At 32.2% G+C, this 26594-nt stretch carries 16 protein-coding genes; 8 read left to right on the top strand and 8 right to left on the bottom strand.

Features of this window, described 5'->3' with window-relative positions:
* Positions 1-71 precede the first annotated feature (71 nt).
* From LNP81_RS11320 to LNP81_RS11310, 3 genes are all read left to right on the top strand, one after another.
* A complete protein-coding gene (locus LNP81_RS11320) occupies positions 72-1376 on the top strand; it encodes a PDDEXK-like family protein (protein WP_230035869.1) in 1305 nt (434 codons plus the stop codon).
* Positions 1377-1495: 119 nt separating this feature from the next.
* Positions 1496-1726, top strand: coding sequence for a hypothetical protein (locus LNP81_RS11315; RefSeq protein WP_230035867.1), 231 nt, complete (start codon positions 1496-1498; stop codon positions 1724-1726).
* Positions 1727-1810: 84 nt separating this feature from the next.
* The gene (locus tag LNP81_RS11310) at positions 1811-2362 is read left to right on the top strand and encodes a hypothetical protein (protein ID WP_230035865.1); all 552 of its coding nucleotides are present in this window, start codon (positions 1811-1813) and stop codon (positions 2360-2362) included.
* Between the two features lie 342 nt (positions 2363-2704).
* Here the strand turns inward: LNP81_RS11310 and LNP81_RS11305 are convergent, their stop codons facing one another.
* Positions 2705-2914 (bottom strand): hypothetical protein, encoded by a 210-nt coding sequence (locus tag LNP81_RS11305; protein WP_230035864.1) that lies wholly within the window; start codon positions 2912-2914, stop codon positions 2705-2707.
* A 126-nt stretch (positions 2915-3040) separates the two neighbouring features.
* Between LNP81_RS11305 and LNP81_RS11300 the strand changes: the two genes are divergently transcribed.
* On the top strand, positions 3041-3958 hold the full coding sequence (locus LNP81_RS11300) for a WYL domain-containing protein (protein ID WP_230035862.1): 918 nt from the start codon (positions 3041-3043) through the stop codon (positions 3956-3958).
* A gap of 46 nt (positions 3959-4004) precedes the next feature.
* Here the strand turns inward: LNP81_RS11300 and LNP81_RS11295 are convergent, their stop codons facing one another.
* The 7 genes from LNP81_RS11295 to LNP81_RS11270 form a co-directional block, all read right to left on the bottom strand.
* Complete coding sequence (locus LNP81_RS11295) at positions 4005-5708, bottom strand: GTPase (RefSeq protein ID WP_230035860.1); 1704 nt, start codon at positions 5706-5708, stop codon at positions 4005-4007.
* Between the two features lie 6 nt (positions 5709-5714).
* On the bottom strand, positions 5715-8141 hold the full coding sequence (locus tag LNP81_RS11290; protein ID WP_230035858.1) for a GTPase: 2427 nt from the start codon (positions 8139-8141) through the stop codon (positions 5715-5717).
* 5 nt (positions 8142-8146) lie between these two features.
* Positions 8147-8593: a hypothetical protein gene (locus LNP81_RS11285; protein ID WP_230035856.1), complete on the bottom strand. Its 447-nt coding sequence runs from the start codon at positions 8591-8593 to the stop codon at positions 8147-8149.
* Between the two features lie 593 nt (positions 8594-9186).
* Positions 9187-9396, bottom strand: a complete 210-nt coding sequence (locus LNP81_RS27515; protein ID WP_428979517.1) for a HipA N-terminal domain-containing protein — start codon at positions 9394-9396, stop codon at positions 9187-9189.
* A 210-nt stretch (positions 9397-9606) separates the two neighbouring features.
* Complete coding sequence (locus LNP81_RS11280) at positions 9607-10374, bottom strand: metallophosphoesterase (RefSeq protein ID WP_230035854.1); 768 nt, start codon at positions 10372-10374, stop codon at positions 9607-9609.
* Between the two features lie 79 nt (positions 10375-10453).
* Positions 10454-10735 (bottom strand): helix-turn-helix domain-containing protein, encoded by a 282-nt coding sequence (locus LNP81_RS11275; protein ID WP_230035852.1) that lies wholly within the window; start codon positions 10733-10735, stop codon positions 10454-10456.
* Positions 10736-10777: 42 nt separating this feature from the next.
* Entirely contained in the window at positions 10778-11020 is a 243-nt protein-coding gene (locus LNP81_RS11270) for a hypothetical protein (protein WP_230035850.1), read from the bottom strand.
* 90 nt (positions 11021-11110) lie between these two features.
* On the opposite strand from LNP81_RS11270, the gene LNP81_RS11265 reads away from it, so the two are divergent.
* The 4 genes from LNP81_RS11265 to LNP81_RS11250 all read left to right on the top strand — a co-directional run bounded on the left by LNP81_RS11265 (position 11111) and on the right by LNP81_RS11250 (position 26566).
* Entirely contained in the window at positions 11111-11524 is a 414-nt protein-coding gene (locus LNP81_RS11265) for a hypothetical protein (RefSeq protein ID WP_230035848.1), read from the top strand.
* Between the two features lie 618 nt (positions 11525-12142).
* A complete protein-coding gene (locus tag LNP81_RS11260) occupies positions 12143-16846 on the top strand; it encodes a hypothetical protein (protein ID WP_230035847.1) in 4704 nt (1567 codons plus the stop codon).
* Between the two features lies 1 nt (position 16847).
* Positions 16848-18926 (top strand): fibronectin type III domain-containing protein, encoded by a 2079-nt coding sequence (locus LNP81_RS11255; RefSeq protein ID WP_230035845.1) that lies wholly within the window; start codon positions 16848-16850, stop codon positions 18924-18926.
* A gap of 29 nt (positions 18927-18955) precedes the next feature.
* Positions 18956-26566 (top strand): T9SS type A sorting domain-containing protein, encoded by a 7611-nt coding sequence (locus tag LNP81_RS11250; protein ID WP_230035843.1) that lies wholly within the window; start codon positions 18956-18958, stop codon positions 26564-26566.
* Positions 26567-26594: the final 28 nt, after the last annotated feature.

Below are 26594 nucleotides of genomic sequence, written 5' to 3'. Positions count from 1 at the left end.
CAAACAATACAAACTCTCTAGTTTATAGTAGTTAAGTAACTTACCAAAATTTAAAAAAGAACTAAAAATTTATGGAGATAATTAATAACCTCTTACAGCAAGTCTCTATTATTTCAAGAAAACATGATGAAATAACAAAAATCACTGGAGAAAATTTCAATATTTTTTCAGTGATGAATATGGAACACGACGAAGTGTATACCCATTCTGCAATTATAGGTGAATTACTCAACCCTAACGGTTCACACGGACAAGGAGCTATCTTCCTTGATTTATTTGTAGACCATATTAAAGAAAGTTTTAATTCTGAAAAAGATAAAATAGAATTAGAATATTTTGGCAAATTAATAAATGACAAAATTTGTGAAAGAACTATAAGTATCGGAAACAATTGGGATAATGTTACTGGTGGAAGAATTGACCTTATTGTTGAAGATAATAACCAAATACTGATCATTGAGAATAAAATATACGCAATCGATCAGCCCTATCAATTAATAAGATATAAAAATTATGCTGAAACAAAATCTTTTAAAAATTCATTTTTATTTTATTTAACCTTAGACGGAAAAGATTTACAAGAACAAGAAACCCCATATATTCAAAATGATATTGAAATAATTGGATCAAATTTCAAATATGATAAAAAAAACGAATATGATAATTTTAGATTAGAAAATAAAGGTGCAAATAATATTCATCACTGTTTATACTATCCAATTTCGTTTAAAAAAGACATAAAAAATTGGATTGAAAAATGTCTTGAAAAAACACATTCTTTACCAATAATAAGAGAAACATTAGTACAATATTTAAATCTAATCAAAAAATTAACCAACCAAACAACAAATAACATTAAAACAATGGAAATTCTGGAAATTTTAAAAAATAATGTTTTACAAAGTTTTGAAATATCAAACAGTATAGAACCTTTAAAATCTAAATTGTACTATGCATTTTTTGAAGACATAATTCAATTCTCAGAGAAAAGAGGATTTTCTGTCGATTCAAGTAACCTAAAAAGTAATACCTATTTTGGATTATATCTAACTCCCAAGGAGTGGAATTTAAAGCCCTATAAAATTGCTGTTATATTTGATACAGAAAACGGTACTAATTATTCAGGATTATATGTTGCGCTAAATTTTAATGATAACATTTCTGAAATTGAAGAAAGATTAATTAAAACAAAATTTAATCCAGAGTTCCAAAGCAACCATGCTAATATTTGGAAAGAACCTTCAAATAAAGATTGGACTAATAATCCTGAAATCTGGGAAGATGTTGCCAAAGGTCAAAATGGTGACACATATAGAGAAGTAATATTAATTATAGAAGAAATTATTAATATCGAAAAATCACCAGAGGCAATATAGCCTCTTTTTTTATGATCTATTCTTATTCACGTCATATTTTGACATACTCCGATAATTTCTTTGTCTTATGGGAAAGCCGAAAACCAAATTAGAGTAGGCAAAACTTAAAGCGAAATATTATGTCACAAATGATTACCAAGGGAGAAGAATTAATTAGAATCAATCCAACTAACAGCAATAAAATTGAATACTCAACAACCTCCGGCAGATCATGGCATGTAAGATATTCTGGGTCTTCATACGGAAATTTTCAAGATTTAACAGATAATGTTAAAGAAATACTAGCAAGTACTTCAAAGGGACTTTACTATTCAAACACCAATGGAAGAAGTTGGCATAAGAGAAACTAAAGATTCTTACAATTAATAGTAGCGACACACTTTAACAGTGTATCGTTTTATTTTTGTTTTATGAGAATTAAACAAATCTTTATTATGATACGAAATTATGATGAGCTATTGATATGCATTAAAAAAGTTGATAAGTCAATAACCGAAATAAAAAAACAACAACGAAAACTCATTTTTAATTTAAAATTCATTGAAGCAAAACAGTTATTATCTCAACAACAGCTTTTAGAATTACAGGTTTTAAACTACATCGAATATTACAAGGAAAAAATCAAACACAACCATCTAGAAAATAAATTGTATTCAATCGAATTGAATACTCTCAAACAGTTATATCAAACAACTACTATTGCTAATACTATACTGCAATGTCTAAAAGATCTAAAAGTAGAATATGATGAATTGCAAAAATACATCAATCGATTTTCAGGACTAAAGAGATTAGATCATATCAATGCTGTAAAAGAAGAAAGAAAAAACCTTTTTTATAGGATGGAAAAAATCTACGAAGAATTGAGAAACACAATGCAGCTTCAAGTTGCAAGAATAGACGAGGAAGAGAAAATCCCTTATAATTCATTAATAGAATTTTTCAAACAATATTATATTTCAAAAATTGAAAACTTAAATGGATAATTAAATTGGAAAAAATAAGCTCATATATTATTTAGCGCAGAATTATATTCTGCGCCAACAATACAATAAAGTAAAATAATCTCTTTCTATTGTCCAGCACCTCCCAAAAGCTGAAAAATTCCTATTATCCAAAGTAGCGGCTTCCATAACACTATGTATGCCACAATAGTAAAAATGGCAAAAACGGACCACCACCAAAAACCCCCATCTTGAGTAAAAACCGGAAACCACTTTGTCAACAACAGTGCAACCCCAACTGGTAATGCAACGATTGCAAAAAGCACCCACATTATGAAACATAAAATACGGGTAATAATATATTGTATCATCTCTAATTAGTTATTATTTGTTATTTTTTGAATTATCATCATCCATTGCGGTAATTAAACCAGTAACCAATAGCGATAACCCAGCACTTATAATTCCCGCTGTTTTAGGATTTTTCCCTGAATAATTAGCAATAGCAGCTCCAGTTGCCACACTTGCACTCAAAATAGAACCTAGAATCTTAAAGTCTAAATCGCTGTTTTTCTTTTTAAATAAATTCTTCATATTTATTGTTTTTAAATTATAAAACAAATTTATACTCAACGAACGACAATGAGTGTCGTCTGATATTTCCTCAAAATAAAAATACAAACAACACTCATTGTCATTACCCTTTTTTACTTTTGAAAAATGAAAGCAAACGAAAAAAGTACGCATCTCAATACACCACAAGTGTATCGTACTAAAGTTTTAGTTGAAACCTTAAGAAAATTTGAATCTTTAGATGGTAAGGTGCTTATAAGTATCATTTGCCCGAAGGACTCAAAAAAAATTACAATTAGAACTTTACAACGTGATATAAAAAATTTAAAAGAAAAGTTCGGTATTGTAATAACAAACAATAACAGTCTATATTCCTTAGAAAATGACAAGCCGGAATATGTTGATTCTTTTTTAAGTCATCTAGAAATTCTATCTACAGCTAAATTAATCACTGCTGATTATAACGAAAACTACAATTCTTTGTCCTATATTGAATTCGAAAATGAATCAAATGCAAATTTAGTTCCTAATTTTAAAGTTCTACTAGAAGCTATTCACCAGACATTACCAGTCAGCTTCAATCATTATAGTTTTTATCACTTAAAAGAAGAAAAATACAACTTAAAAGCTTACTTTTTAAAACAATTTCAAAACCGCTGGTACGTCATCGGTGAAACGGAAAAAGGCTATCGAACTTTTGGAATTGATAGATTAAATGATATAAGAATTGGTAAGAGAAAATTCAAATCAAAAACAGAAGAAGCCAAAGATAAATTTAAAAACGTTATTGGTCTTAACTATGTCGACCATAAATTAGAAAAAATACATTTGTCGTTTCATCCTTCCCAAAAACCATATTTACTATCACTTCCATTACACTGGTCTCAAAAAGAAGTCAATATTAAAAATGAGAGTTCTTTTGACATAGAATTACGCATCCATCCCAATTTTGAGTTCCGACAACAAATTTTGAAATATGGCAGTTTAGTAAAGGTAGTCGAACCGAAATGGTTGGCAGAGGAGATTAAAGAGGAATTGAGGAAGGGTCTCGAGGGGTATCTTTAAAGCCAATAGGCTTCAACTAAAAGTAAGTTGAAGCCTATTTAATATTCTAATTATTTATCAGTTCAATAAAATCTATAAATTCGCTATCTAATTTAATTATTGCTTCTTGAAATTTTGAATTATTCTCATTAGTTCTTACAAATTCTAATTTCATTTCTTGGAATTCACTTATCTTATTATCTATGTTTTCTTTAACATATTCATTAAACTTTTCTTTTATCTGTAAAACTACTTCTTTAGCAATTTCATAAAAACTTTCATTCATTTGGCTTTTAGAAACGGCTATCCCTTTAAGTTCTTTTTCTTCTTTTACAGCCCCGTATATTTCAATACCCGCAGAAAAAACAGCTAATGCAGGCCCTGCAAATTTAGCTACGTTTCCAATATTTTTAGTTATTCTAACAGCCTGCCAAGGTTTGAATTTAAATCCAATTGTAGAACCAATATTTTTAACTAGTGTATGACCTGCAGACCCGCTAATTTCACTTGATTTCGCAAAAATACCAGCAGCTTTATCAGCCCCTGAAAAACTAATCAATTTATCAGAATTCTGTTTTAAAGTATTTAACAGGCCTATTTTACTTTCTAAAGAAGAACTATTAAAAACTGGATTTATCTTTTTACGCTCAGAATCTTTCTTCAGATTTTCTACGTAAAAAGAAACATCATCATCTAGGCTTATTTCTTCAAATTCTTCACGCAACAATCTATTTTTTTCCTTGATCAAATTTTCAATTTGACTCATTGTTGAAGTAGATTCTGTTTCCAATAATAGATTAAACTTACTTTGCTTCACATTAAAATCTTCCTGACTTATTTGATCAATTGAAGAAGACACTAAATAACCTTCTTCGATAATTTTAGTTTTTAAATTTTCAAGTAAATATTCTGACTCCCTAATAATTTCGGTCTTATGCTTCAAAAGCCTATTTTGATATTTATTCAATATCAAACTAAAATTGGGATCTACTTCGTCGAAAGCAATTTGACTTAACTCTCCCCTAATTATTCGGATTGGTGTATCGAATGCCTTTTGAACTATTCCTTTATCCTCAATAAATGAATTTAGAGTTTCAATAAAATTAGAAAAATTACTCAATTGTATAAGTTCTTCCTCTTTTTCATCAATTCCTTCCATATAATCGGCAGCATCAATAAATACTATTTCAAAGTCAAAATCATATCCACGTTCTTTAAATACAGCAAGTACCGATTCATGATAATTCTTTTTAAGTATTTCAAAGTCTCCTTTTTCCATTGACATTTTATTTATAGCGATAAGCATTTTTTCGTTAAAGTTTTGATTATATGCCAAATCGATAAAGTTTTCAAAAATAACATCGTCAAATAATTGACTTGTTAAAACGTAAACAATCAAATCTGTTTGATTGAGAGTTTCTTTGGTAAACTCATCATGTTTCTCAACTTTTCCTGCTAAAATACCGGGAGTATCAGTGATTTTAATATTGTTCCATTTATAATCACAGCTAACATCTGTTGCTACATTTGAATCTATTTTTATATCTCGTCTACCTGTCAATGCTGATATTATTGTCGATTTTCCAGCATTATACTGTCCGACAAATGCAACTTTTAATTCTGAACTTTCTTTAGTTATATTTAATTTAGATGTTAACAATTCTAGAGCACCTATCTTTTCAAATTCGTTCAACAATAAAAATGTTTTTTGAATAATCCCATTAAGTTTCAATGATAAATTATTAAATTTTAAGTCTGCACTATTATCCATTTTAATTTATTTAATTTTAGTTCTATATACTTTGAAATCGCACTGAAGCAATTCAGATATTTTTATTACATCTTTACGCTCTAGCTGATGACTAGTTTTTAATGTAATTTGATTCTTCTTAAAATCTCTTTGAATATCAATTATTGTTTTGTCTTTCGAAACAAATTTATTTACATCAAAATCAAAATCAAGATGTTTTATATGCTGCAAAACTCTTATCATCATAGCTTTATTTAGTACATCTACTTTGCTCTTACTAAAATCTAATTCTGTTTTTAATAATTTTTGAAATGCTTCAGCTTCAATAATTAATTTCCCCATATTATCATCGACTGATTTGTCATAATCAAACAACATCTGGTCGAGACTTTGAAAAATTTGTTTTTTCAAATGTATTTCAAAATCTTCTATGCCTTTCATTAAACTTTTCTCTATCTTCTCTTGAGCATCTTTAATTTTATTTGCTTTGGATTTAAATAAATAATTAGACAATCCAACCAAAATACCTCCTATTGCCAAAGTCCAACCTATTGGATTTGAAAGCGTAGCAACCGAAAGAAAAATTGCTCCCACAACACCTATTAAGCCTCCTCCAATTTTTAAGAAACTCCTTGTATTAAAAGTAGAATCTTTTTTAATGTTTAAATTTAGATTATTAAAATACAATTGAAAACTTTCCAAAAACTCATTTAATCTTGACTGTATTTCTGTTTGAATAATATCAAAGTCTTCACTTATCATTTTTTCTAATTGTTGCTTATAGCCCCTGCTTAACAATTCTTTCTCCCAAAGTTTAGTCAATTTAGTTTCGCTTAATTCATAGTTATTTATTGCAAAATCTCTAGCAAATTTTTTAATTTTTGAAATATGGGTTTCAACTTTCCCTTTTAAATTTTGTTTATATACATCTTTATTTTTTTTTAAGAAATCACGAAAAGATTTTTTTTCTTTCTTTAATCTTGAAATTATTTCAGACAAACCTAAATACTGATTATTGATATCTTCGTGAAAAGAATTCAATTTAAAATTAGTACCATCAATTATATTTTGAGATTTTCGTAAATGTCCATTTTCAAATACAGTAGTTTTTAAACTAATCAAGAATTCTTCAACATTTGAACCATCATATAATATCTTTTTTATCGAATCATCTGTTTCAATTTCAGATAATTTTGACGCTAACAGCATAACAGGAATAACTCTATAATGATTACTATTATAATATTTAATCATATAATCATTAATCCTTTCTATATGCCCTTGAATACTTTTATTATCTCTTCGTTCCCTCCATCTAGTAGGATTTTTTAAAAACAAATTCTTTCGACTTTCAATCTCAAGATTTTCTTTTACATTTAAAAGAATTACCACAGGTTTGTTTTTCTTTTTAATTTCCGAAAGAAATTGAAATTCCGTTTCTTGAATAGCATCATTAGTCACCAAATAACAAATTAAATCAGACTCATCAACTATACTTTCAGCAATTTCAACATCAGACATTCCTCCAGGAGCACCAATTCCCGGGGTATCTACAATTCTTAAATTTTCCCAATTATATACTCTATTATATCTAGTAGTCCTGACTTTCCCAACACCAATAGTGTCGTCACCATCTTTAGTAATTATAGAATGTAAAGTACTTTTACCTGCTTTAGTCCTTCCTAAAAACGAAATTGTAAAATAATCTACCGATCGTTTCTTTTTATTCAGGACTTGAATATTCTCCTGCAAATGATTAGTAAAAGTCTCTTTTATAGTTCTTTGGAGTTCACTAACAAATCCATCAAACTCTTCATCTTTCCTATTATGATTTTTAAGTTTATTATTTTCTAAATTGTTTATTAATTTAACTATTCGATTAGAAGATTCTGAAATTACCTCTTCAACAAATTTTAAATCAAACTTTGCTGTCTTTGAAATTTGCTTTATTTTTTGAACAAATTGGGGACCATTCAATAAAATGTCTCTCTTTTTTTCATCTGATTTATCAGAATCGTTGCTTGACTTTTTATAAAACATATCGTCTTCCTTTTTTTCTTCTTTATAAAGAGACTTTTTTGATTTTTCAAGAAAAGATAATTCTAAAATAGCTAAACTTGAATCATCAAAAGGCAGTATTTTTTTTATCTCTTTTAATTTTTCTTGCTCTTTTATATGACAAAATCCATCAGAATATATAATATCTAGAAACAAGTTGTAAGCCTCGTAAATAATAGTATTAGGAAAATAAGATAATTCTTTCACTAGATCAATCAAAAGAATTTTATTATCATCATCAGAAAAAATATTATTTATCTCATTTTCAATATCACTATAGTTTTTATTATAAGCGTAAATAATATCAAGTTCCTTATTATCTATTTCCTTATCAGCAGTAATTATATAAGCAGCTATTAATGTAATTATAGATTTATAATCTTTTTCTTTTTTCATTTTACTTATTTTCTTAAAGTTTTAACAACCCTATTAATTCCATCATCCGCCTTTTTCAAGTTAGCTAATGTCAACTTTAAATCGATATTATTGTTATGAATGTTCGCAGGATTATTTAACCAATCTTCCATTTTTCTTTTTCCTTTAGATTGATTTATGCATCTTAATGTTACGCCAACATTTTCTGGGCAATTCACAACTAGTCCAATTTGCTCATCGGTTAATAGAGATTTAAACTTTGAAAACAGTTCTTCGGAAGAACGAACATGTTCATAATCGTAACGATCCCCACCTCGTAATATCTTACCTGTATAAATGTCAGTGTAAAGTGCTAATCCATCTCCACCTCTGATTAAGGCTTCCTTTTGCATTGCTGCTTTGGTTTTAGTAAAAATTAAATCGATCGCTAAACGGCTATAAGGTCGGTTAGGGTCTATTATGGATTCTATCATTTAGGTTATTATCTTATGGACAGGTTTTGATTTGCTAAAATATAATAATTATTTCTTTATATTAAAGGAGGTAATTAACATAATTAAAAGATTTATTCGTAATAAGAACTAGGGCATCATCAATTATTTAAACTCTAAATAATGTTTGATCATTTATTATTACTATCAAGGTCAAATCTCTTAATTAAATACGATTTTGAATTGTCCTTTGAATAAACTAGTCCACGAATCGGCACTATAATTCAAAAAAAGCAGCCATTCTCATAGTGAGATCTTCATTTTTAAATAATTTAGGAAAGATGTCGCTCTGAGGTTTAATTATAAAATTACCGTACTAGTATACAATCTCAAACTGCCGATTTCTCAAAGACAATATCGTACTAAGTTTTGGATGCACTCCCTGAATTGCTGATTTAATTGTTCTGCTGGCAGCTTCCTGTCTGAGTTCTGCTGCAGCAAATTTAAGGCTATAAAGTTTTTTAAGTAAGGAGAAAGCATTCTCAAACCTGTTTCACAGTGCAGACTCTCAACGCACCGCTAATAAGTTTTATTAGGCACCTATTCATTATCAACAACTTTAACAGTTACTGCTCCTACCAAATCTCCATCAGCAGTAATAAGCTGGGAAAATAATCAATTTCATTTATCCTTAAAAGGCCCTCAAGTATAATCCATTCTGGAAGAAGACCTTCAAAGAAAGGCGGAAAACAAGAAAAAGAATATCTTCTATGCCCGAAAAGCATAGTAAGCAAAACAGACTCCCGCCTATAAGTATTATCATATGTAAAACCCATATCTCCCATTTGCTCCTTCAGAAAGAATTTTTGCTCTTATGTCATGTACATATACCACTGCTTTTCTCATAACTTACTCATTTAATGACTAATAATTTTAATTTCGAAATTTAAACTTTTAGCATAGCTGGTTTTTCATAAGATGCATTCAAAATATTAAAATAAAGAGTATAGAATAAAGTCACAAACTATATTACGCAAAAACAACTTTACTATCTTTTAAACTATTAAAACTTTATCTGCTTTAAACCAGTGATGTTCATCTCGTTGAATATATCCCAGCTGATTAGTTACCAAATGTGTACTTCCAATTACAAAATTCTTAGTATTATAATGACTGTGTCCATAAATCCAGTATGATAATTTTGACCGTTCAATAAGTTCTGAAAGCTCAACAGCAAAGGCTTCATTCAAGGGACTATTTTCATACATTTTTGGATATTCTTTAAAAGATGGAACGTGATGAGTCGTGACAACAATTTTCTTAGAATCTCCGCCTTCTAAAGCTTTAGTAATGAAATCTACACTCTCAAAATAAAGTTTGTTATACTCATCGGCTGAAAACCTTTCCCCATCATATTTAATAATATGAAAATCATTAAGTCCGCTTTCAATATTCGATCGGGAAACCGGCCTAATATGGGACCCGAGAGTGGAGAAAACCAGTTTTAGATTATCATATTCTACAACATAATTATTTAGAAGGATCACATTATTTCTAATCTTTTCATAAAAAGTTCTTGTTTTAAGAAGAGCATCAAAATAGTAATATTCATGATTTTCAGGAATCCAATATGTCATTTGGAAATTATCGGATAAGAAATCAAAAAAATCCTGATGTTTATCCATGAGCGTAAAAGGTACAATATCCCCAGCCAGAATTAAGATATCTCCGTTTGGAATTAAGGGATTTTCTCTCATAAATTCTTTGTTTTTAATAAACTCCAGATGCAGATCTGAAGCATATTGAATTCTGTTTATCTCCATATTTTTATTTCTTAAAGAACCAAGACTCCCAAAAAGAAAGCCAGTTACTCTATATATTGTTATTAAAAAAATGATTCATTCAGATACTATTCTCACGAAGAGTTTCCTCAATCTTTACACTGTCGTACAAAAATATATCTCCCAATTTAGTATATGGAAGCACTCCCGTCTGCCGGTATTTTATAATAGTATTATTAGACAGTCCAAATATCTTTTTTAAATCCTCATTTCTGTAATAAGCAGGTCTCAAGGTTTTCCCTTTACTGATTTTTGAATCGATCACTTCCAGTTTTAACATTAAAGGATCTATAATATTTTTAATCTCCATTATAAAAGCCTGTCTCTTTTCTTTCTTTGTCATAATTGAATTGTTTGTTAATGTTATAATTTTTTTCATCCCAGCTTACCAGTTCTCAAGTTTTCTTTTCCGCTCCATCAATATCCCAATCAAGTCATCTAAAAATTTCATCTGTTTCTCTTTATAAGTATAACCTTTACACTCAGAAAACTGTCTGCTTATTCTAGTTATTTTTTTCTGAACTCCTTCATTATCTCTATATGTAAAATTTTCACTTAAAAATTCCTGAATACTGATTCGATTTTTTTTCACATCAGATGGATCAAAAAATAACAGACCTTCATCCATCAGGATATAAAAAAGAATTGCAAGCTCACTTTTACTAAAGAAGAAAAAATTGCCTTACGAAAACAACTCATCTGTTTTAAAAACACAGCATTGATAGTCGAAAAAGGTTTTTTAACCCCGGAAGCTATCGACAATTGTACCGTTCCTGTAATGGTAGATATGGAAATGGCAGAAGTTGTAAAAGAGAAAAACTGTTATTGTAATAAAGATCTAACGGAAGAAGAATTACGATCTATGGTAAAAACCATAAACGGCAGAGAGACTATTTGGGGTGGTGAAGGTTGCAATATAGATGACAAAAGCTATAAATCACTAACTCTTCAACTTAATGCAATGTTTCGTAAATACAACATTAACGAATGTATCCAAAAAAATGCATTTTTAGCAATGAAAAGCGTAGAAACAGGATTTTTTCAAACAGGTTCTAGCATATTCAAAGTATTAAATATCATTAAACTAAATATTACTTCTAATCAGAAAAACAAACTAAGGTTTCATTTATAATACTTAAAAACTCGTTTAAGTTGATTGTTTATTTAACAGATAACAAAAAAGACAAAAAGCTAACCAAAAGCATTTTACAACAAAACAAATCCTGCCTATTCTTTCAATAGCTTTATTTATCTCTTTAAAGTAAATTATACTAAAAATAAAAATGAGCAACATTTCTAATTTTTCTATTAATTACAGGCAATAAACCTCTTTTTAAAAATGTTAACAAAACCATAAAATGATTATTTTTTCAATAATCCAAGACGTTTTACACCATCTTGACTGCTACATTTAAAAACGTTTTATTTACACTTAAAAAAACATCATTTATTATCTATAGATACCTGAGCAAAGGATTATGGAAATAAAAACAAACAAACAATATTTTACTTATTTCGATTTTAAAGTAACAAACTTTAATCATTTATATATCATTAACTTAATATTTAACATAATTTTATTGCTAAACATTAAAATTTTACAACCAAAAAAGACAAACATTTACACTTTTAACTAAAACTGTTACATCAGCTATTTTTTCTTGTTAAATTTATCTTATATTTGACCGATTTTTAATCTTTAGGTTAAACTCATTTATATGTTCTAATAGTAAATTTAACAGTTCAAAATTTGAAAAAAACTACCCCAAATTTTTCTTCTTATTTATCGTTTTTCCTTTTATTTTTTATTAGCAGTGTTAGTTTTGCCAATAACAATGATACTATTATTGGCTTAAAGAAAGACACTTCACTACTAAAGGTTCTTTCACAAAAAGAATCAGATAATATAACCCGTTTTTCACCTCACAAAAATGCCGAAAGCGAGTTTACCAATTTTTTTCTTACCCAAAATTATCCGGTAAGTCAGGAAACCAGTGATGACTTAAATACCGCAATTGCTACTTTTGAGGAAATAAAAAAAAATAATAATCTTACTGATTTATTAGAGCCTAAAAAACTTTCGATGCTGCCTTTAGGCGTATCCAAAACAATTGGAGGAATTCAATATATTCTGGGTATAAGTAGTGCAAGGTTTACACCACAATACACAGAATTAACTGCATTTGTAAAAATCATTCTTCCGCAATTTGATTCTACAGGAAAAGCCAAAGAGTTGTTTTTTGGTGCTAAAAATATTAAGCTTTCGCATAAAGGTGGTCTCGTTGGCGATACTAATCTTGTACTACTGGGCGATGTTCCGATAAAGATAAATGGCGAGAATTTATTGTTGGTCCTGAAAGGCGGATTGAATATGCAAACTGGCTTAATTACAAACAAAACATACGTTACTATAGACTGCAAAGGATTTAAGGAATTGGGGATTCAGGCCGATGTAGTATTTTCAAGAAATCTTTTAGAACCTGTTGATGAGAACTATGAAGTAATTAAATCTCCAAAAAGAGTCGAGGCTTCTTTTAAAGCAATTGTAACCAACTGGAACGACATTTTAGCAGAAATTACCTTGCCTGCTTTTCAATTGACCGATTATGATGGAACGTGTTTTGAGTTAAATAAAGCCGTTATCGATTTTAGCGACCTTCACAATTCGACCGATATTATTTGGCCAAAAGATTATCAAAAAGACTATTTAGTTCCCGGTAATGAAAATTTATGGAGAGGATTATATGTAAATTCTTTAAAAATAGTTTTACCTCCCCAATTTAAAGAAAAGGGAACCAGTAACCGAATAAAATTCCAGGCGACTAATTTGCTGATAGACCGAATGGGTGTTTCAGGTAATTTCTCGGCAGAAAACATTCTGGATTTAGGAAAAGGGAGCGCTTCAGGCTGGCAATTTTCTGTAAGCCATATCGAAATGGGATTCAGAGCCAATTCATTAGTCTACGCAAGATTTGATGGAGACATTGTGTTACCAGTTTCCGACCCATCCAAACAATGTAAGCCCAATACAAGAAGCGAACTTGGTTACAAAGCCATAATTAATCCATTAGATAATGAATACCTCTTAAAAGCAGAGATAAAAAGTGACATCTGTTTTCAGGTATTTAAGGCCAATGCGAAAATCGAGAAAAACTCTTATGTAGAGCTAAAAGTAAAAGAAGGCGTTTTTCTGCCTAAAGCCGTACTTTATGGCAGCCTTGCTATAAACGGAAGCAATAAGCCAACTGCAGATGCATCTGAAACTAATGCCTCTGAAGATACAGATAAAAAAGAGGCTGTCGCTTTTAAAGGAATAACTTTTCAAAATCTTCAATTACAAACTGTAGTACCTTACTTTAAAGCGGATTATTTTGGATATAAAAATACTGACGAAACTGATCCGGAATCTTCAAAGGTTTCTAATTTTCCTATAACGATACACGAAATTGCTATTATTGCAGATGATGTATCGGCTTCCTTAAAGATAGATATTTCTGTTAATTTGATGAAAGATCAATTTAACGGAAGGACTAAATTTAATATTGTTGGAAAGTTTGCAAGAGATCAGGGGATTCAGAAATGGAAATTTGATCATCTTAAATTTGAAGAAGTCAAAATTGCCGCCGATTTAGGAGGAATGAAATTGAAAGGGAGCATCACCTTAATGGATAATGATCCTGTTTATGGCAACGGATTTAAAGGAATGCTGGGAGCTGATTTTACAGGAGGAATATCTGTAGAAGCAAATGCTATTTTTGGCTCTACCACTTTTAGGTACTGGTATGTTGATGCCATGGTTGATAATCTGAATATTCCGGCGGGAGCAATAACTTTTAAAGGTTTTGGGGGCGGTGCTTATTACAGAATGAAAAAAGAAGGCTACAGTAATAGGTTTGTCGCTTCAGGTTCTAACTATGTTCCGGATGCAGATTCAGGTCTTGGGGTTAAGGCCATAATAAAATTTGCAGGAACCGCTACTGCTGATGCTTTTTGGGGAGGCGCCGGTTTTGAAATCGCTTTTAATAATAACTCAGGAATCAACAGAATTAGTATTTATGGTGAAGGTCATGTTATGCAGCCTTTTGAAATTCCCGGAGCAGCAGAATTAACAGGAGCTTTAAAAGCAGTTGCTGAAAATGAATCTCTACTTTCTAAAGTCGCTCTTGAAGCATTAAAAACTTCTGATTTATCAAAAGCGGCTGAACAGCTCTATCCAAACGATGTGAAAAATTCTATGGGAATCAATGCATTTGCTGCTATAGAATTTGATTTTAGAGCAAAAACTTTACACGGTTCTTTTGACTTATATATTGATACTCCGGGAGGTTTTATAAAAGGCCGTGCATCAGGCAACAGAGCGGGATGGGCAGTTCTTCATTTTGGGCCGGACAAATGGTACATTCGTATGGGAACGCCAACAGATCGTTTAGGCATAAAACTGGCAATAGGATCTATAGAAGTAGAAGCCGGCGGATATTTTATGTTAGGTGATGATATCCCGGCAAGCCCTCCTCCACCTTCAATTGTAGCCCAATTATTGGGGGTAGATGCTTCGAAATTAGATTATATGCGAAATGAAAATACTATTTCAGCAGGAAAAGGATTTGCTTTTGGTTCTGATTTCAGCATTAAAACCGGAAATTTAAACTTTTTGATATTCTATGCTAATTTTCAAGCCGGTTTTGGATTTGATATAATGGTGAAAGATTATGGTGAGGCCGAATGTAAAGGCTCCGGGCAAATTGGTATAAATGGATGGTACGCTAATGGCCAATCCTACGCGTACTTGCAGGGAGAGTTGGGTATTAACATAAAGCTACTGTTCGTAAGAAAAAAAATATCGATTATAAAAGGCGGAGGAGCTGTTTTATTACAGGCCAAATTGCCAAATCCCGTATGGATTCGGGGTTATATGGCCGGAAATTTTAGTCTTCTCGGAGGCGCAGTAAAAGGTAGTTTTAGGTTTAAATTACAGTTTGGAAAAGAATGTGAATTTATAAATGCAGATCCTTTGGCAGGATTGAAATCTATTGCAGATATAACGCCTTCAAACGGAACGAAAGATGTAGATGTTTTTGCCATTCCTCAAGTTGGATTTAACATGCCTGTAGATAAAAATTTCACACTTGAAGATGATAGCGGAACAAAAACGTATCGACTTAAACTGGAAGAATATACAATAAAAAAGGGAGACATCTCTGTTATTGGTACAACAAGCTGGAATAAAACGGCTGATTTATTAAGTTTTAATTCTTCCGAAGTCCTTCCTCAAAACTCAGATTTGACACTAACAGTAAAGGTAAGTTTTCAGGAATTAGTAAATGGTACATGGAAAACAATTTATGATCAGGGGCAAATTGCTATGGAGACCGAAGTGAGAAATTTTAGTACCGGACCAGCTCCAAACAACATTCCTGTAAACAATATTGCGTATTGTTATCCGGTTTTTGATCAAAAATATGTGTATCAAAATGAAAGCAAAGAAGCATACGTTGTTCTAAAACAAGGGCAAGCCTACTTATTTGAATTAAAACCTGAACAATCTCAGAAAGCTTTTTATAAAACCGGAAACAAAACGGTTAACAGTTCTATTCGATATAATACAGATTTGAAAAAGGTAATTATTGATTTGCCGGTTTTAGAAACCACTAAACCCTATAATTTATCATTAATGACTTTAGAAACCAAAAAAGACGCTAATGGTAATTTAACCGAAAGTTATCAGACGCAAAATTTAGCCAATGATAATAATATTGAATTAAAAAATAATGAACTGAAAGGGATAGTAACCGGTGGTGAATCAGTTGAATTATTACAATACAATTTCAATACAAGCCAATACAAATCATTTCAGGAAAAGATGATTGCAAAAAAGCCAAGAAACACTTATGTTGAAATCATTTATTCCGATGTTCATGCGCTTCATGCTGAAAACAGTTCATCAGAACCATTTGATGAATTAGAAATCGTAGGCAGTTTAATGACACAAAACAAACCTTTGATAAGTGTAGAAGCTGTTTTGGATGATGCTTATTATAAAAATAAAATCTATCCATTAGTTTATCAGGGATATCCACTGGAATCCGATTTTAAATTGAGCCGCGATGTATCAATAACAGGTCTTCCTCCCGTGAGAGGCGTTGAATTATTGACGTGGTATGAGGATTTTTTAATAAACAATCCAAGCAGTTCCTATTTAAAAGACAGACTGCCTTATAGATATAATCTGCCGTATTATTATAGAACTGATTTTGTTGATATTCAATATAAAATCGTAAGCAAATATGTCGATTCCGGCAATCAGTCAATGATTCAGAAATACAATTATATCATCAACTCAAAGTTCCCTATGATTCCCGACGGAACTTATAATATTAAATTAAACTATACTCTTCCGGGCGGACAGCAAGGAGCGAGTTCAGGTTCAATTTTTACATTCAACAAATCAAATTAGCATGAAGCTTCAATATATAATAGCATTTCTTTTTTTTGGATTTAACATTACGCATTCACAAGAAAACAACGTAAGCAAAAAAGAAGAAATAAAAAACGAACCCGCAATACAAGTTATAGTACGAGTACAAAAAGATAAAATTTTACTGCGTTGGGGACCAAGTGATGCCCTTACCTGGAAAAAACTGAACAAATATGGATATCTGTTGGAACGTTATACAGTAACCCGCGATAATAAAACATTAGCAACTCCTGAAAAAAAGGTTTTAGCACAAACTTTAAAACCGGAACCAATTGAAAACTGGGAAAAAACTATCGAAGAAAACGATAATGCAGCTATTATTGCCCAGGCTCTGTATGGTGAAAGCTTTAATGTATCTGGTGTAAACCAATTAGAATCGATCGTTAATATATCCGAGGAAAACGAACAGCGTTTCACATTTGCCCTCTTTGCAGCCGACAAAGATTTTGAAATGGCTAAAAAAGCAGCTCTAGGTTTTGAAGACAAAACGGTACAAAAAAACGAAAAATACATGTATAGAGTTTCTGCGAATGTACCTAAAGAAGAATCAGTTATAAAATATGGAGGTGTGTTTACGGGACTAAACGATTATCAGGATTTACCAAAACCAATGGATTTTACAGCTCATTTTACCGATAAAAGCACGATGTTAAGCTGGAACTTTAAAATATTGGCGCACGCTTACGGAAGTTATTATATAGAACGTTCTCAGGATAAACTACATTTTGAAAGAATCAATAAAGAGCCTTATACAAGTATGAATCAGCAAAACGAGAATAACAGTCGTATTTTTTATGTTGATTCTATTGTCAATAATAAATCCTATAGTTATCGCATTCAGGGAATATCTGCTTTTGGAGAATTAGGTCCCTATTCTGAAATAATTTCAGGTACAGGAAAGTCGATATTAAAATTTGTACCTCATCTTACCGTAAAAAACTTTAAAGATGACAAAACCGTAACATTAAGCTGGGAATTTGATGAAGCAGGCAATTCTGAAATCACCGGTTTTGAACTTAATCGTTCTGATACAGATGATGGAAAATACCTGCCTGTAGTAAAAAATATTGCTCCAAAAAGCAGAAGCGTAATGTACAACAAATTAGCCTCTACCAATTATTTTACCATCACGGCAATAGGCAAGCAAGGTAGTAATAGAACCTCGTTTCCAATGCTGGTGCAACCTGTAGATTCTATACCTCCGGTAAAACCAATAAATTTAAAAGGAGCAATTGATTCTCTTGGAATAGTAAAAATAACCTGGGATGCTAATAAAGAAAAAGATTTATTAGGGTATCGAATTTATAAAGGAAACAATCCTAACGAAGAGTTTAGCCAAATAACAGTAAGTCCTCTGGAAAACAATATGTATCAGGATACTGTAATTATTAAAAGTTTAAACAGTAAAGTATATTATAAAATTATTGCAGTAGACTCTCATTATAATATGTCTCCGTTTTCTGAGGTATTAATTCTAAAAAAACCGGATGTCATCCCTCCTTCTTCACCCATATTTACTAATTATGAAATAAAAGACGGTGCAGTTTATCTCGAATGGATTAATAGCCAAAGTGAGGATGTGGCCTCCCACCAGCTTTATCGCAAAGAAAATGAACAAAGCGATTGGCAGCTAATTGCTGACATTAAAGACAAAAAAGAATCCTATAAAGATGAAAACATAGTCGAAGGAAGCAAGTACCGTTATGCCATATATGCCAAGGACGAAAGTAATTTAGTTTCTAACCCTACTCCACAAGTTGCTTTTTTGGTTCCAAAAGCCTCTGTAATGCCAGCTGTAAAAGGATTTTATGCACAAGCGAATACCTCTGCAAATAGTATCGATTTATCATGGGAATACAAAGTTCCTGAAGTAGATAGTTTTGAAATTTATAAAGCTACAGCCGATGAACCACTTCAATTAATGCAAATGGTTTCCGGGCAAACCCGAAAATTATCTGATCCCACAATTACTATCAACACAAATTATAAATACGCTATAAGAGCTTTGTTTATCGATGGAAGAATGTCTAAAATGGTATTTTTTACGGTAAAATTCTAATCATAACTTTTTTTTATACCCCAAACAATATGAAAAAAATTACTCTATTATTCTTGCTCTTTTACAGCATTGCTTCTTTTGCACAAGAACCACTTATGCTGGATATTGATAGAATTTTTCCTGATACTGGTAATGCATACGTGCTTATTACAACTAATTCAAATGCAACTTTGTATCAACAATTTGGTGCAATTAGTAATTATGGACAGATTTTTTCGGTAACTGCAGCGAGTTTCCCTTTAAAGATAGTCTGGCAACCGGGTTATGCAAGGTCAGGATGCCAACCAATAACCAGGACTTATACTTATGAACAATATACTAATGGAGAAACTTTTACAGGAGGTTGTGCTCCGGAATATTTTTACTTAAGATCACCACATGTCAGAAAAACTCCAATCGAGATAGGAGTATGTGAAACTATCAATTTTCAACCTGGTACTCAGCCTGTTTACAGTTTAGATGGTGTTTCAAATTGGCAGCCAGTTGTTGGGGACAATTTTAATCTGACAGCTAAACTAGGGAAAGATTTTAGAGGATATGTAAGATTTAGATATAATCTCGATTCCAGATATGCAAATCCTAAAGTAACAATGGTATCAAAACCAATTACGTATAATGTTTTTGGATGTGCTCCTAAGATAGATACAAGTGTACCACCTGTTGCAAAGGGAGAATCGTGTAATGGTATGGATGACGGAGAAGTTACCTTTACTTTTGACAGAGCATTAGAAGCCGCATTTAATGAAAGATTTCTTTTTACCTACAGTCCTGTAGGAGTTAACATACCTGTATCTATCTCTTCTGACAAGCCCGGAGTAGAGATGGTATCCCCCCTAAAATATAAAATAAAAGGGATTAAGGTAGGAACATATACTTTTAGATATCAAACTGTAAAAGAAACAGCCCCGTCTGATAACCCTGACCCTACAAAATATGTTGATGGTCCAGATTTCGCAATAGCTGTAGCGACAAAATTAACATCTAATGCTACGCCGATACATCCAAAATGTAATGGCAAAAAAGGAGGAATTCAAATCACTGCTGATGGAGGTACTGGCGCTCATTTTTACAACCTGAATGGTGAAACAGAAGTAGTAAACGGAGCTACTGTTCTTAAAAAATACCCACTATCAAGTTTAACAGGCAAAGAATTTAATAGTGGAAACTACAGAGTAATAGTCTTGGACGCAAACAATTGTCAGTCAGCTCCTCAGGATATAGAAATATTTCAGCCTCCCACTGCAATTACCATTAGCGGATCTGTAAATAATGTAACAGCTCCCGGTGCAAAAAACGGAAAAATAATACTCGATGTACCATTAGCAGGAACTCCAGCTTATACTCTTGTTTGCACAAATGGCAGCGAGACCATACCTATTGATCAATTAGGAGCTCTTGCACCTGGAACTTATGTTGTAACAAGTCAGAATGCTTTAACTTGTGACAATGTCTCTAAAACCTTTTTGGTAAGAGAAGAAATAAACTACGATGTGACTTCAGCCAATTTAAGCTGCTTTGGCGCAAATGACGGGAGTATCACATTGAATATAAAAGGCGGGTCAGGAAACTATACTGTCACATGGCAAGATCCTTCAAATAATCCATATAGTCCAAGTGCGTCAACTTCGAGTAATAATGGTATTGTTAAGTATACGGCAACTGGTTTTTCGCCAGGCAATTTTAAATTTAATATAAAAGATAACGAAGTACCTTCTTCAGGTACTATTAGTGCTCCATTAACTGTACAAAGTAATAATAGAACAATTTCCGGGCCTCAAAGTGCTCTATTAGTGGCAGAGCCTACAATAAATCAACCTGCGCCGGGCAACACCAATGGTAGTATTTCAATAAATCCTACTAAAGGATATGGAAATTACAACTATATCTGGACTAAAGACGGAACAGTTTTCAGTGTTCCTCTGCCACAAAGTCCAAATAACCCAAGAGGTTTAGGAGACGGTACTTATTATGTAAAAATTACAGATAAGAGTACAATCGACCCAAATGAAACTGACTGTTCCATCACAAAAGGACCTTATGTACTAAAAGCATTAAATGTAAGCATCTCTACTCCAACTGCTATAAGCTGTCAGGGGGGCACAACTAATCTTACAGCACAAGCCTCAGGAGGTAATGGCGTAATAAAGTTTAAATGGATTGAACTAATAGGTAGTTTGCCTTTCGTTGAAAAAGAATTTCAAGGTCAGGAAAGTTCTTCTTTAACAGGCATCAAAGCAGGTAATTATAAAGTTATAGTAACTGATGGAGACAATAATACAACTTCGTTTACTATCTATGTTCCTGATTCTACCAATCCTAATATTACTGCAGCAACGTCCCAAACACCGGTGAAGTGTTTTAATGGAAGTGATGGAAAAGCCAACATCAAAATTACAAATGCACCGGCAAATTCTACTTATACCTTTAGATGGTATAAAGGAACGAGTCCGGAAACACTTATCGAATTAACAGACAATATTATTTCGGCACAAACCGAATCAACAAAATCAGGTTTAACAGCAGGAAACTATACCGTAACTGCTTCAAATAGTTTTTGTCAGGAATCATTTTCTGTTACAGTAGCCCCGGCAACACCTATCATCATTCAGGAAGTAGCTGGCGGGTTTAAAGACTTAAAATGCTTTGGAGACAAAAATGGTTCGATCGCCATAAATGTAACCGGTGGAAAAACTCCGTACACTTATATTTGGAAAAAAGGCACTTCTGCTATAGCAGTAAACAACAACCTTAATCCTACGTTACTGGAAGCCGGAATCTATTCAGTAGAAATTCGTGATGATAATTATGATTCTAGTAACCCTAATCAATGTATTTCTATCTTAGAAAACATTGTCATCAGTTCTCCCAATAAACTAGAATTCTCCTATACTACAACAGATGTAACCTGCAAAAGTTCTGGCGATGGATCAATACAATTAAATATTACAGGCGGAACCTTTAAAAAAGATACAAACAACAAACCTATCTATAAAATTTCATGCGGCCCTCCAATTTTAGGTACTATAATAGATATCCCAAATCAAAACATTAAAGGCCTTAAGGCAGGCAAATGCACTGTTACTGTTTCTGATGATAATAATTGTGTTATCGCGACACAAGAAATTGAAATTAAAGAACCAGCACTCCCTTTGGCATTTGGTACTGAAACAATTGTAAACGCTACAGGAAACTCCCTTCTAAACGGAAACATAAAACTAACGAATACCGGAGGATGGGGAAACTATTCGTACAAATGGTATATAGGAGAAATAGTTGATGAAAGCAAATTAATCGCAAACGAAAATTCTAATTTACTTAAAGACAGACCAGCCGGAAAATACATTGCAGTAGTTATCGACAAAAATAAAGATAATCTTGGCTGTGCAATCACATCGGCTATATTCGAAATAAAAGAACCAGCAGTCCTAACGCTTGATGTTACTGCTACAAATACAAAATGTAATGGAGGGCAAGGTAGTATTATTGCTGTTGCAAAAGGAGGTGCAGAAATAGCACAGCAACAATCAGACAGGCAGTACACATATGAACTATTTCTAAACAATGTCTTTAAAGAAAAACAGATTGGAAACTCTGCCAATTTCACCGGATTACCAATAGGTCAATACAAAATAACCGCAACAGATTCAAAAGCAAATGTCTCAACTATTGCTACAACCAGTTATAAAAATGGCACAATAATCACGACAGGCTACGTTGAACTCAAACAGCCAGATCCTATTTTAATTACAGAAACATCTGCTGTTAAAAAAGTACTAACTTGTTTTGGTGATCAGGACGGAAAATTATCCGTGTCTGTTTCAGGAGGAACTCCTTTTACTGTAGGTGCTCCCTATCATTATGTCTGGAAAAAATTAAATCTCTTAAATCTTATTTACGAACCAATAGGAACTGATAATCCAACTCAAATTAATCTTTTCTACGGAAAATATTCAGTAGAAGTTCGTGATGCTAATTATGATGCGACAAATCCTTCAAGCTGTATCGGAATTTTAGAAAATATAATAATTGCCCAACCGGATCAATTACAATTTACTTTTACAAAAGCAGATGTATCATGCTATGGAGGAAATAATGGTACTGCAAAACTAACTATTACCGGAGGAACTAAACCTTACACCATTATTTGTAATGGAGGAACAATTGAAAATCAAAATAGTACTGTTTCAGGATTGAGCGAAGGAACTTATATTGTAAGAGTCGTGGATGGAAATAGTTGCCAGACTACTGAACAAACTGTGATTATTAAGCAGCCTTCAGCTTCATTACATATTTCAAATCAGGTCGTTACGCCAACCACTGGTTTTGGATTGGCTACAGGAAAAATAACAATAACTGCCACGGGCGGAACCGGGACATACTCTTATGAATGGAAAAATAGCTCAGGAGCTACTGTAGGCACCAACAGTTCGACCCTTTCTAATGTTATTGCAGGTACGTATACCGTTTTAGTAACCGATTTAAATGGTTGTCATGATTCAAAAAGTTATGATGTTTATCAGCCTACAAAACCTATACTTTCAGAAACGCATTTGCAATCAAAATGTAACGGTTTATTGGGTTCACTAAATGCGATTGCGACAGGAGGAGCTACTTACAATCAAAATCAGTCTGATAGAACCTACAGCTACAAATTAAAAAATAAAGCAAACGGAGTTACCATTACAAAAAATGGTAATGTGGCTAATTTCAACGATATTGCAGACGGAGACTATAGTCTTACTGCTACTGATATAAGCGGAATTGAATCTAATACTATCGACGTAAAATTTACCCAACCTACTCCAATTGTGGTTAAATTAACTTCAAGATCCAACGTAAATTGTTTTGGAGATCAGGACGGAACAATTGCTATCTCGGTTTCGGGAGGAACACCTCTTTTAGTCAACGGAAATCCAGAATATACCTATCAATGGAAAAGAAAAAATACTGCAACTAATACTTATGAAAACTTTATACCCACATCATTAAATGCATTATTTGCAGGCACATATGCGGTTGAAGTTCGTGATGCAAATTACAATTCCGGAAATGCCGCTTATTGTATTGGTGTTTTAGAAAACATCGAAATTACGCAACCTGCAGATTTTGGTTTTGACATCGATAAAATTACCTATACTAATCCTTCTGCCAATAACGGAAATGATGGTAAATTACATTTTGAAATTACCGGAGGGAAATCAAACTACGAATATAAGTTTTACACAAAAGATGCATCAGGCAATGAAACGATTCTAAATACTGTTGCAAACAGTGCTGTAAAAACCGTAGACTTTACCGGACTAATTAAGGATCATTATTATATCTCTGCTAAAGATGATACAGGATGTATAAAATATGCTGATTTTGATTTTACAGACAATCCATTAACTCTCAGCATCAATCAGACTCAATTAGTTACTTGCTATGAAGCTAATAATGGGGTCCTAAATATAAATGCAAATGGTGGTTTTGGTATTAAAACAATTTCATGGTACCTGGACAATACTTTATTATCTACTGCCATATTAACCACTGAAAATTTAAATCTTGTAAATGCAAAACCAGGCCGTTATTATGCTATTATAAAAGATTCTAAAAAAGTTGAGGTAACCAGTAACACTATCAATATTACCCAACCAGATCTGGTAACTTTCTCTATGTCACAAGAACCTGTAAAATGTATTGGTGACAGTAACGGAAAAATTACTCTAACTGCTGCCGGAGGAAATGGCAATTTCAGTTATCGCTATTTTTATAAGGGAGTATTGATTAAAGACTGGCAGAATTTTTCAAGCGGAGTCAAAACTACTATTAGCGATTTGGCTGAAGGTGAATATACCATTTATGTACAAGATTCTCAACAATGTAAAAGTACGGGCGCTGCTATTCAGGTTACGTCACCAACTGCATTGAGTATTAGTAATACGATATCTCTTCCTGCTACCGGAAAAGGATTAAGTAATGGTTCGATTGCCATTACAGTACAAGGAGCAAATGGCAATTATACTTATCAATGGTTTAAGAATGATAATACCAACATTAACCAAATTACAAATACCGCAGAAAATTTATCTGCCGGAAAATATTATGTAATTATTACAGATGCTAAAGGTTGTAATCTGACATCTCCTTTGTTAGAAGTAACAGAACCACCTCTTTTAGAAACTAGTATTGCGGTTCAAAATGTTATTTTATGTCGTGATGATAAAAACGGAAGCTTAAAACCAACCACTATAGGAGGATTTTTAAAACCCGGAGAAAATTATACTTATAAATGGTATGCAAATGGTGCTGTCAATGTATTAGCAACAAGCACTATTTTAAATAATATTGGCAAAGGTTCCTATTATGTGACAGCTACAGATTCTAATGGTAATGAAGCAAAAAGCACCACTTTGATTGTTACAGAACCTGCAATTCTCGACAACATATTAACTTCTGATTATACGCTATGTGGAGATTCAAATGACTGGACTATCAACGCAACGCCATCAGGAGGAACAGCACCTTATTATTATATGTGGAATACGGGAGCAAAAACAGGTAGTATACAAAACGTCCCGCCATCAGATTATTCGGTTTTAGTAACAGATAGTCATGGTTGTACCATTACAAAAAGTGTTACTATAACGGCTCCAATTCATTTGGCTGCAGCCGAAAAAATTGTAATTCCAACCTGCTACGAAGGTTCTGATGCCACAATTGAAGTGACTTCTTCCGGAGGAAAAGCCCCTTATACTTACCTCTGGAATACTGGTGAAAAATCGAATATATTAAGCGGAGCTGCTGCCGGAGATTATTCTGTGACAATAACAGATAGCAAAGGATGTGTCATTAATCATAATTACAAAATCGAAAACCCTCCAAAAGATGTTATTAATCTTGGAGAAGATGTAACATTATGTTTTGACCAAACCTTAACCATTAATGCTACTATAGACGATGATAAAGCAACTTATTTCTGGAAATCTGACAAAGGATTTACTAGTAATAAAGCCATGATTACCGTTTCTGAACCTGCAAATTATACGGTTATTGTAACCAATAAATTAGGATGCCAAGCGACGGACACTATCAAAATATCAAGTCAGAACACGGCAATAAGTGCTGAGTTTGCCGTGTCAAGTCAGGTATTTAAAAATGAAAAAATAGTGATTGTGGATATTAGTAACCCGATTGCTGATGAGATAGAATGGGTTTTGCCACCTAATGCCACTGTTATTTCTAAAAACAAAGATTTTGCCGAGATAAGTTTTAGTAAAACCGGACAATACGACATTACCCTGAATACAAAAAAAGGAAATTGTACCGCTTTTCAAACCAAACAAATAATTGTCACTGAAGGAGAATATGAAGAGAACGATCCTGATGACACTACTGTTCAGAAAAAGTTTGATGTAAAAATTTATCCTAATCCTTCAAATGGAGTTTTCACGGTAGATGTTTTACTCAATAAAGTTATGCCTGCCCATGTTAAAGTATACAATTTAAATAACAACCTGCTTATAGATTCTAAAACACAAGATGGGAAAGATAATTACCTGTTCAACTTTAGCTTAAGCGGACTTCCTTCAGGAATTTATTTCGTATTGTTTGAATCACAGCAAGGAAACAAATTAAGAAAAATAATCATTCAATAAAGAAGATAATCAGTTCAATAAAATTTCA

The organism is Flavobacterium piscisymbiosum (assembly GCF_020905295.1).
GTDB lineage: Bacteria > Bacteroidota > Bacteroidia > Flavobacteriales > Flavobacteriaceae > Flavobacterium > Flavobacterium piscisymbiosum.
This window is presented reverse-complemented; position numbering and strand designations above follow the sequence as displayed.

Coding starts and splice junctions, on each gene's coding strand:
- LNP81_RS11295 (WP_230035860.1), bottom strand. CDS start 5,708: ATGGATAATAGTGCAGACTTAAAATTTAATAATTTATCATTGAAACTT.
- LNP81_RS11270 (WP_230035850.1), bottom strand. CDS start 11,020: ATGGATGAAGGTCTGTTATTTTTTGATCCATCTGATGTGAAAAAAAAT.
- LNP81_RS11320 (WP_230035869.1), top strand. CDS start 72: ATGGAGATAATTAATAACCTCTTACAGCAAGTCTCTATTATTTCAAGA.
- LNP81_RS11285 (WP_230035856.1), bottom strand. CDS start 8,593: ATGATAGAATCCATAATAGACCCTAACCGACCTTATAGCCGTTTAGCG.
- LNP81_RS11250 (WP_230035843.1), top strand. CDS start 18,956: ATGAAAAAAATTACTCTATTATTCTTGCTCTTTTACAGCATTGCTTCT.
- LNP81_RS11300 (WP_230035862.1), top strand. CDS start 3,041: ATGAAAGCAAACGAAAAAAGTACGCATCTCAATACACCACAAGTGTAT.
- LNP81_RS11255 (WP_230035845.1), top strand. CDS start 16,848: ATGAAGCTTCAATATATAATAGCATTTCTTTTTTTTGGATTTAACATT.
- LNP81_RS11310 (WP_230035865.1), top strand. CDS start 1,811: ATGATACGAAATTATGATGAGCTATTGATATGCATTAAAAAAGTTGAT.
- LNP81_RS27515 (WP_428979517.1), bottom strand. CDS start 9,396: ATGGGAGATATGGGTTTTACATATGATAATACTTATAGGCGGGAGTCT.
- LNP81_RS11290 (WP_230035858.1), bottom strand. CDS start 8,141: ATGAAAAAAGAAAAAGATTATAAATCTATAATTACATTAATAGCTGCT.
- LNP81_RS11275 (WP_230035852.1), bottom strand. CDS start 10,735: ATGACAAAGAAAGAAAAGAGACAGGCTTTTATAATGGAGATTAAAAAT.
- LNP81_RS11315 (WP_230035867.1), top strand. CDS start 1,496: ATGTCACAAATGATTACCAAGGGAGAAGAATTAATTAGAATCAATCCA.
- LNP81_RS11305 (WP_230035864.1), bottom strand. CDS start 2,914: ATGAAGAATTTATTTAAAAAGAAAAACAGCGATTTAGACTTTAAGATT.
- LNP81_RS11280 (WP_230035854.1), bottom strand. CDS start 10,374: ATGGAGATAAACAGAATTCAATATGCTTCAGATCTGCATCTGGAGTTT.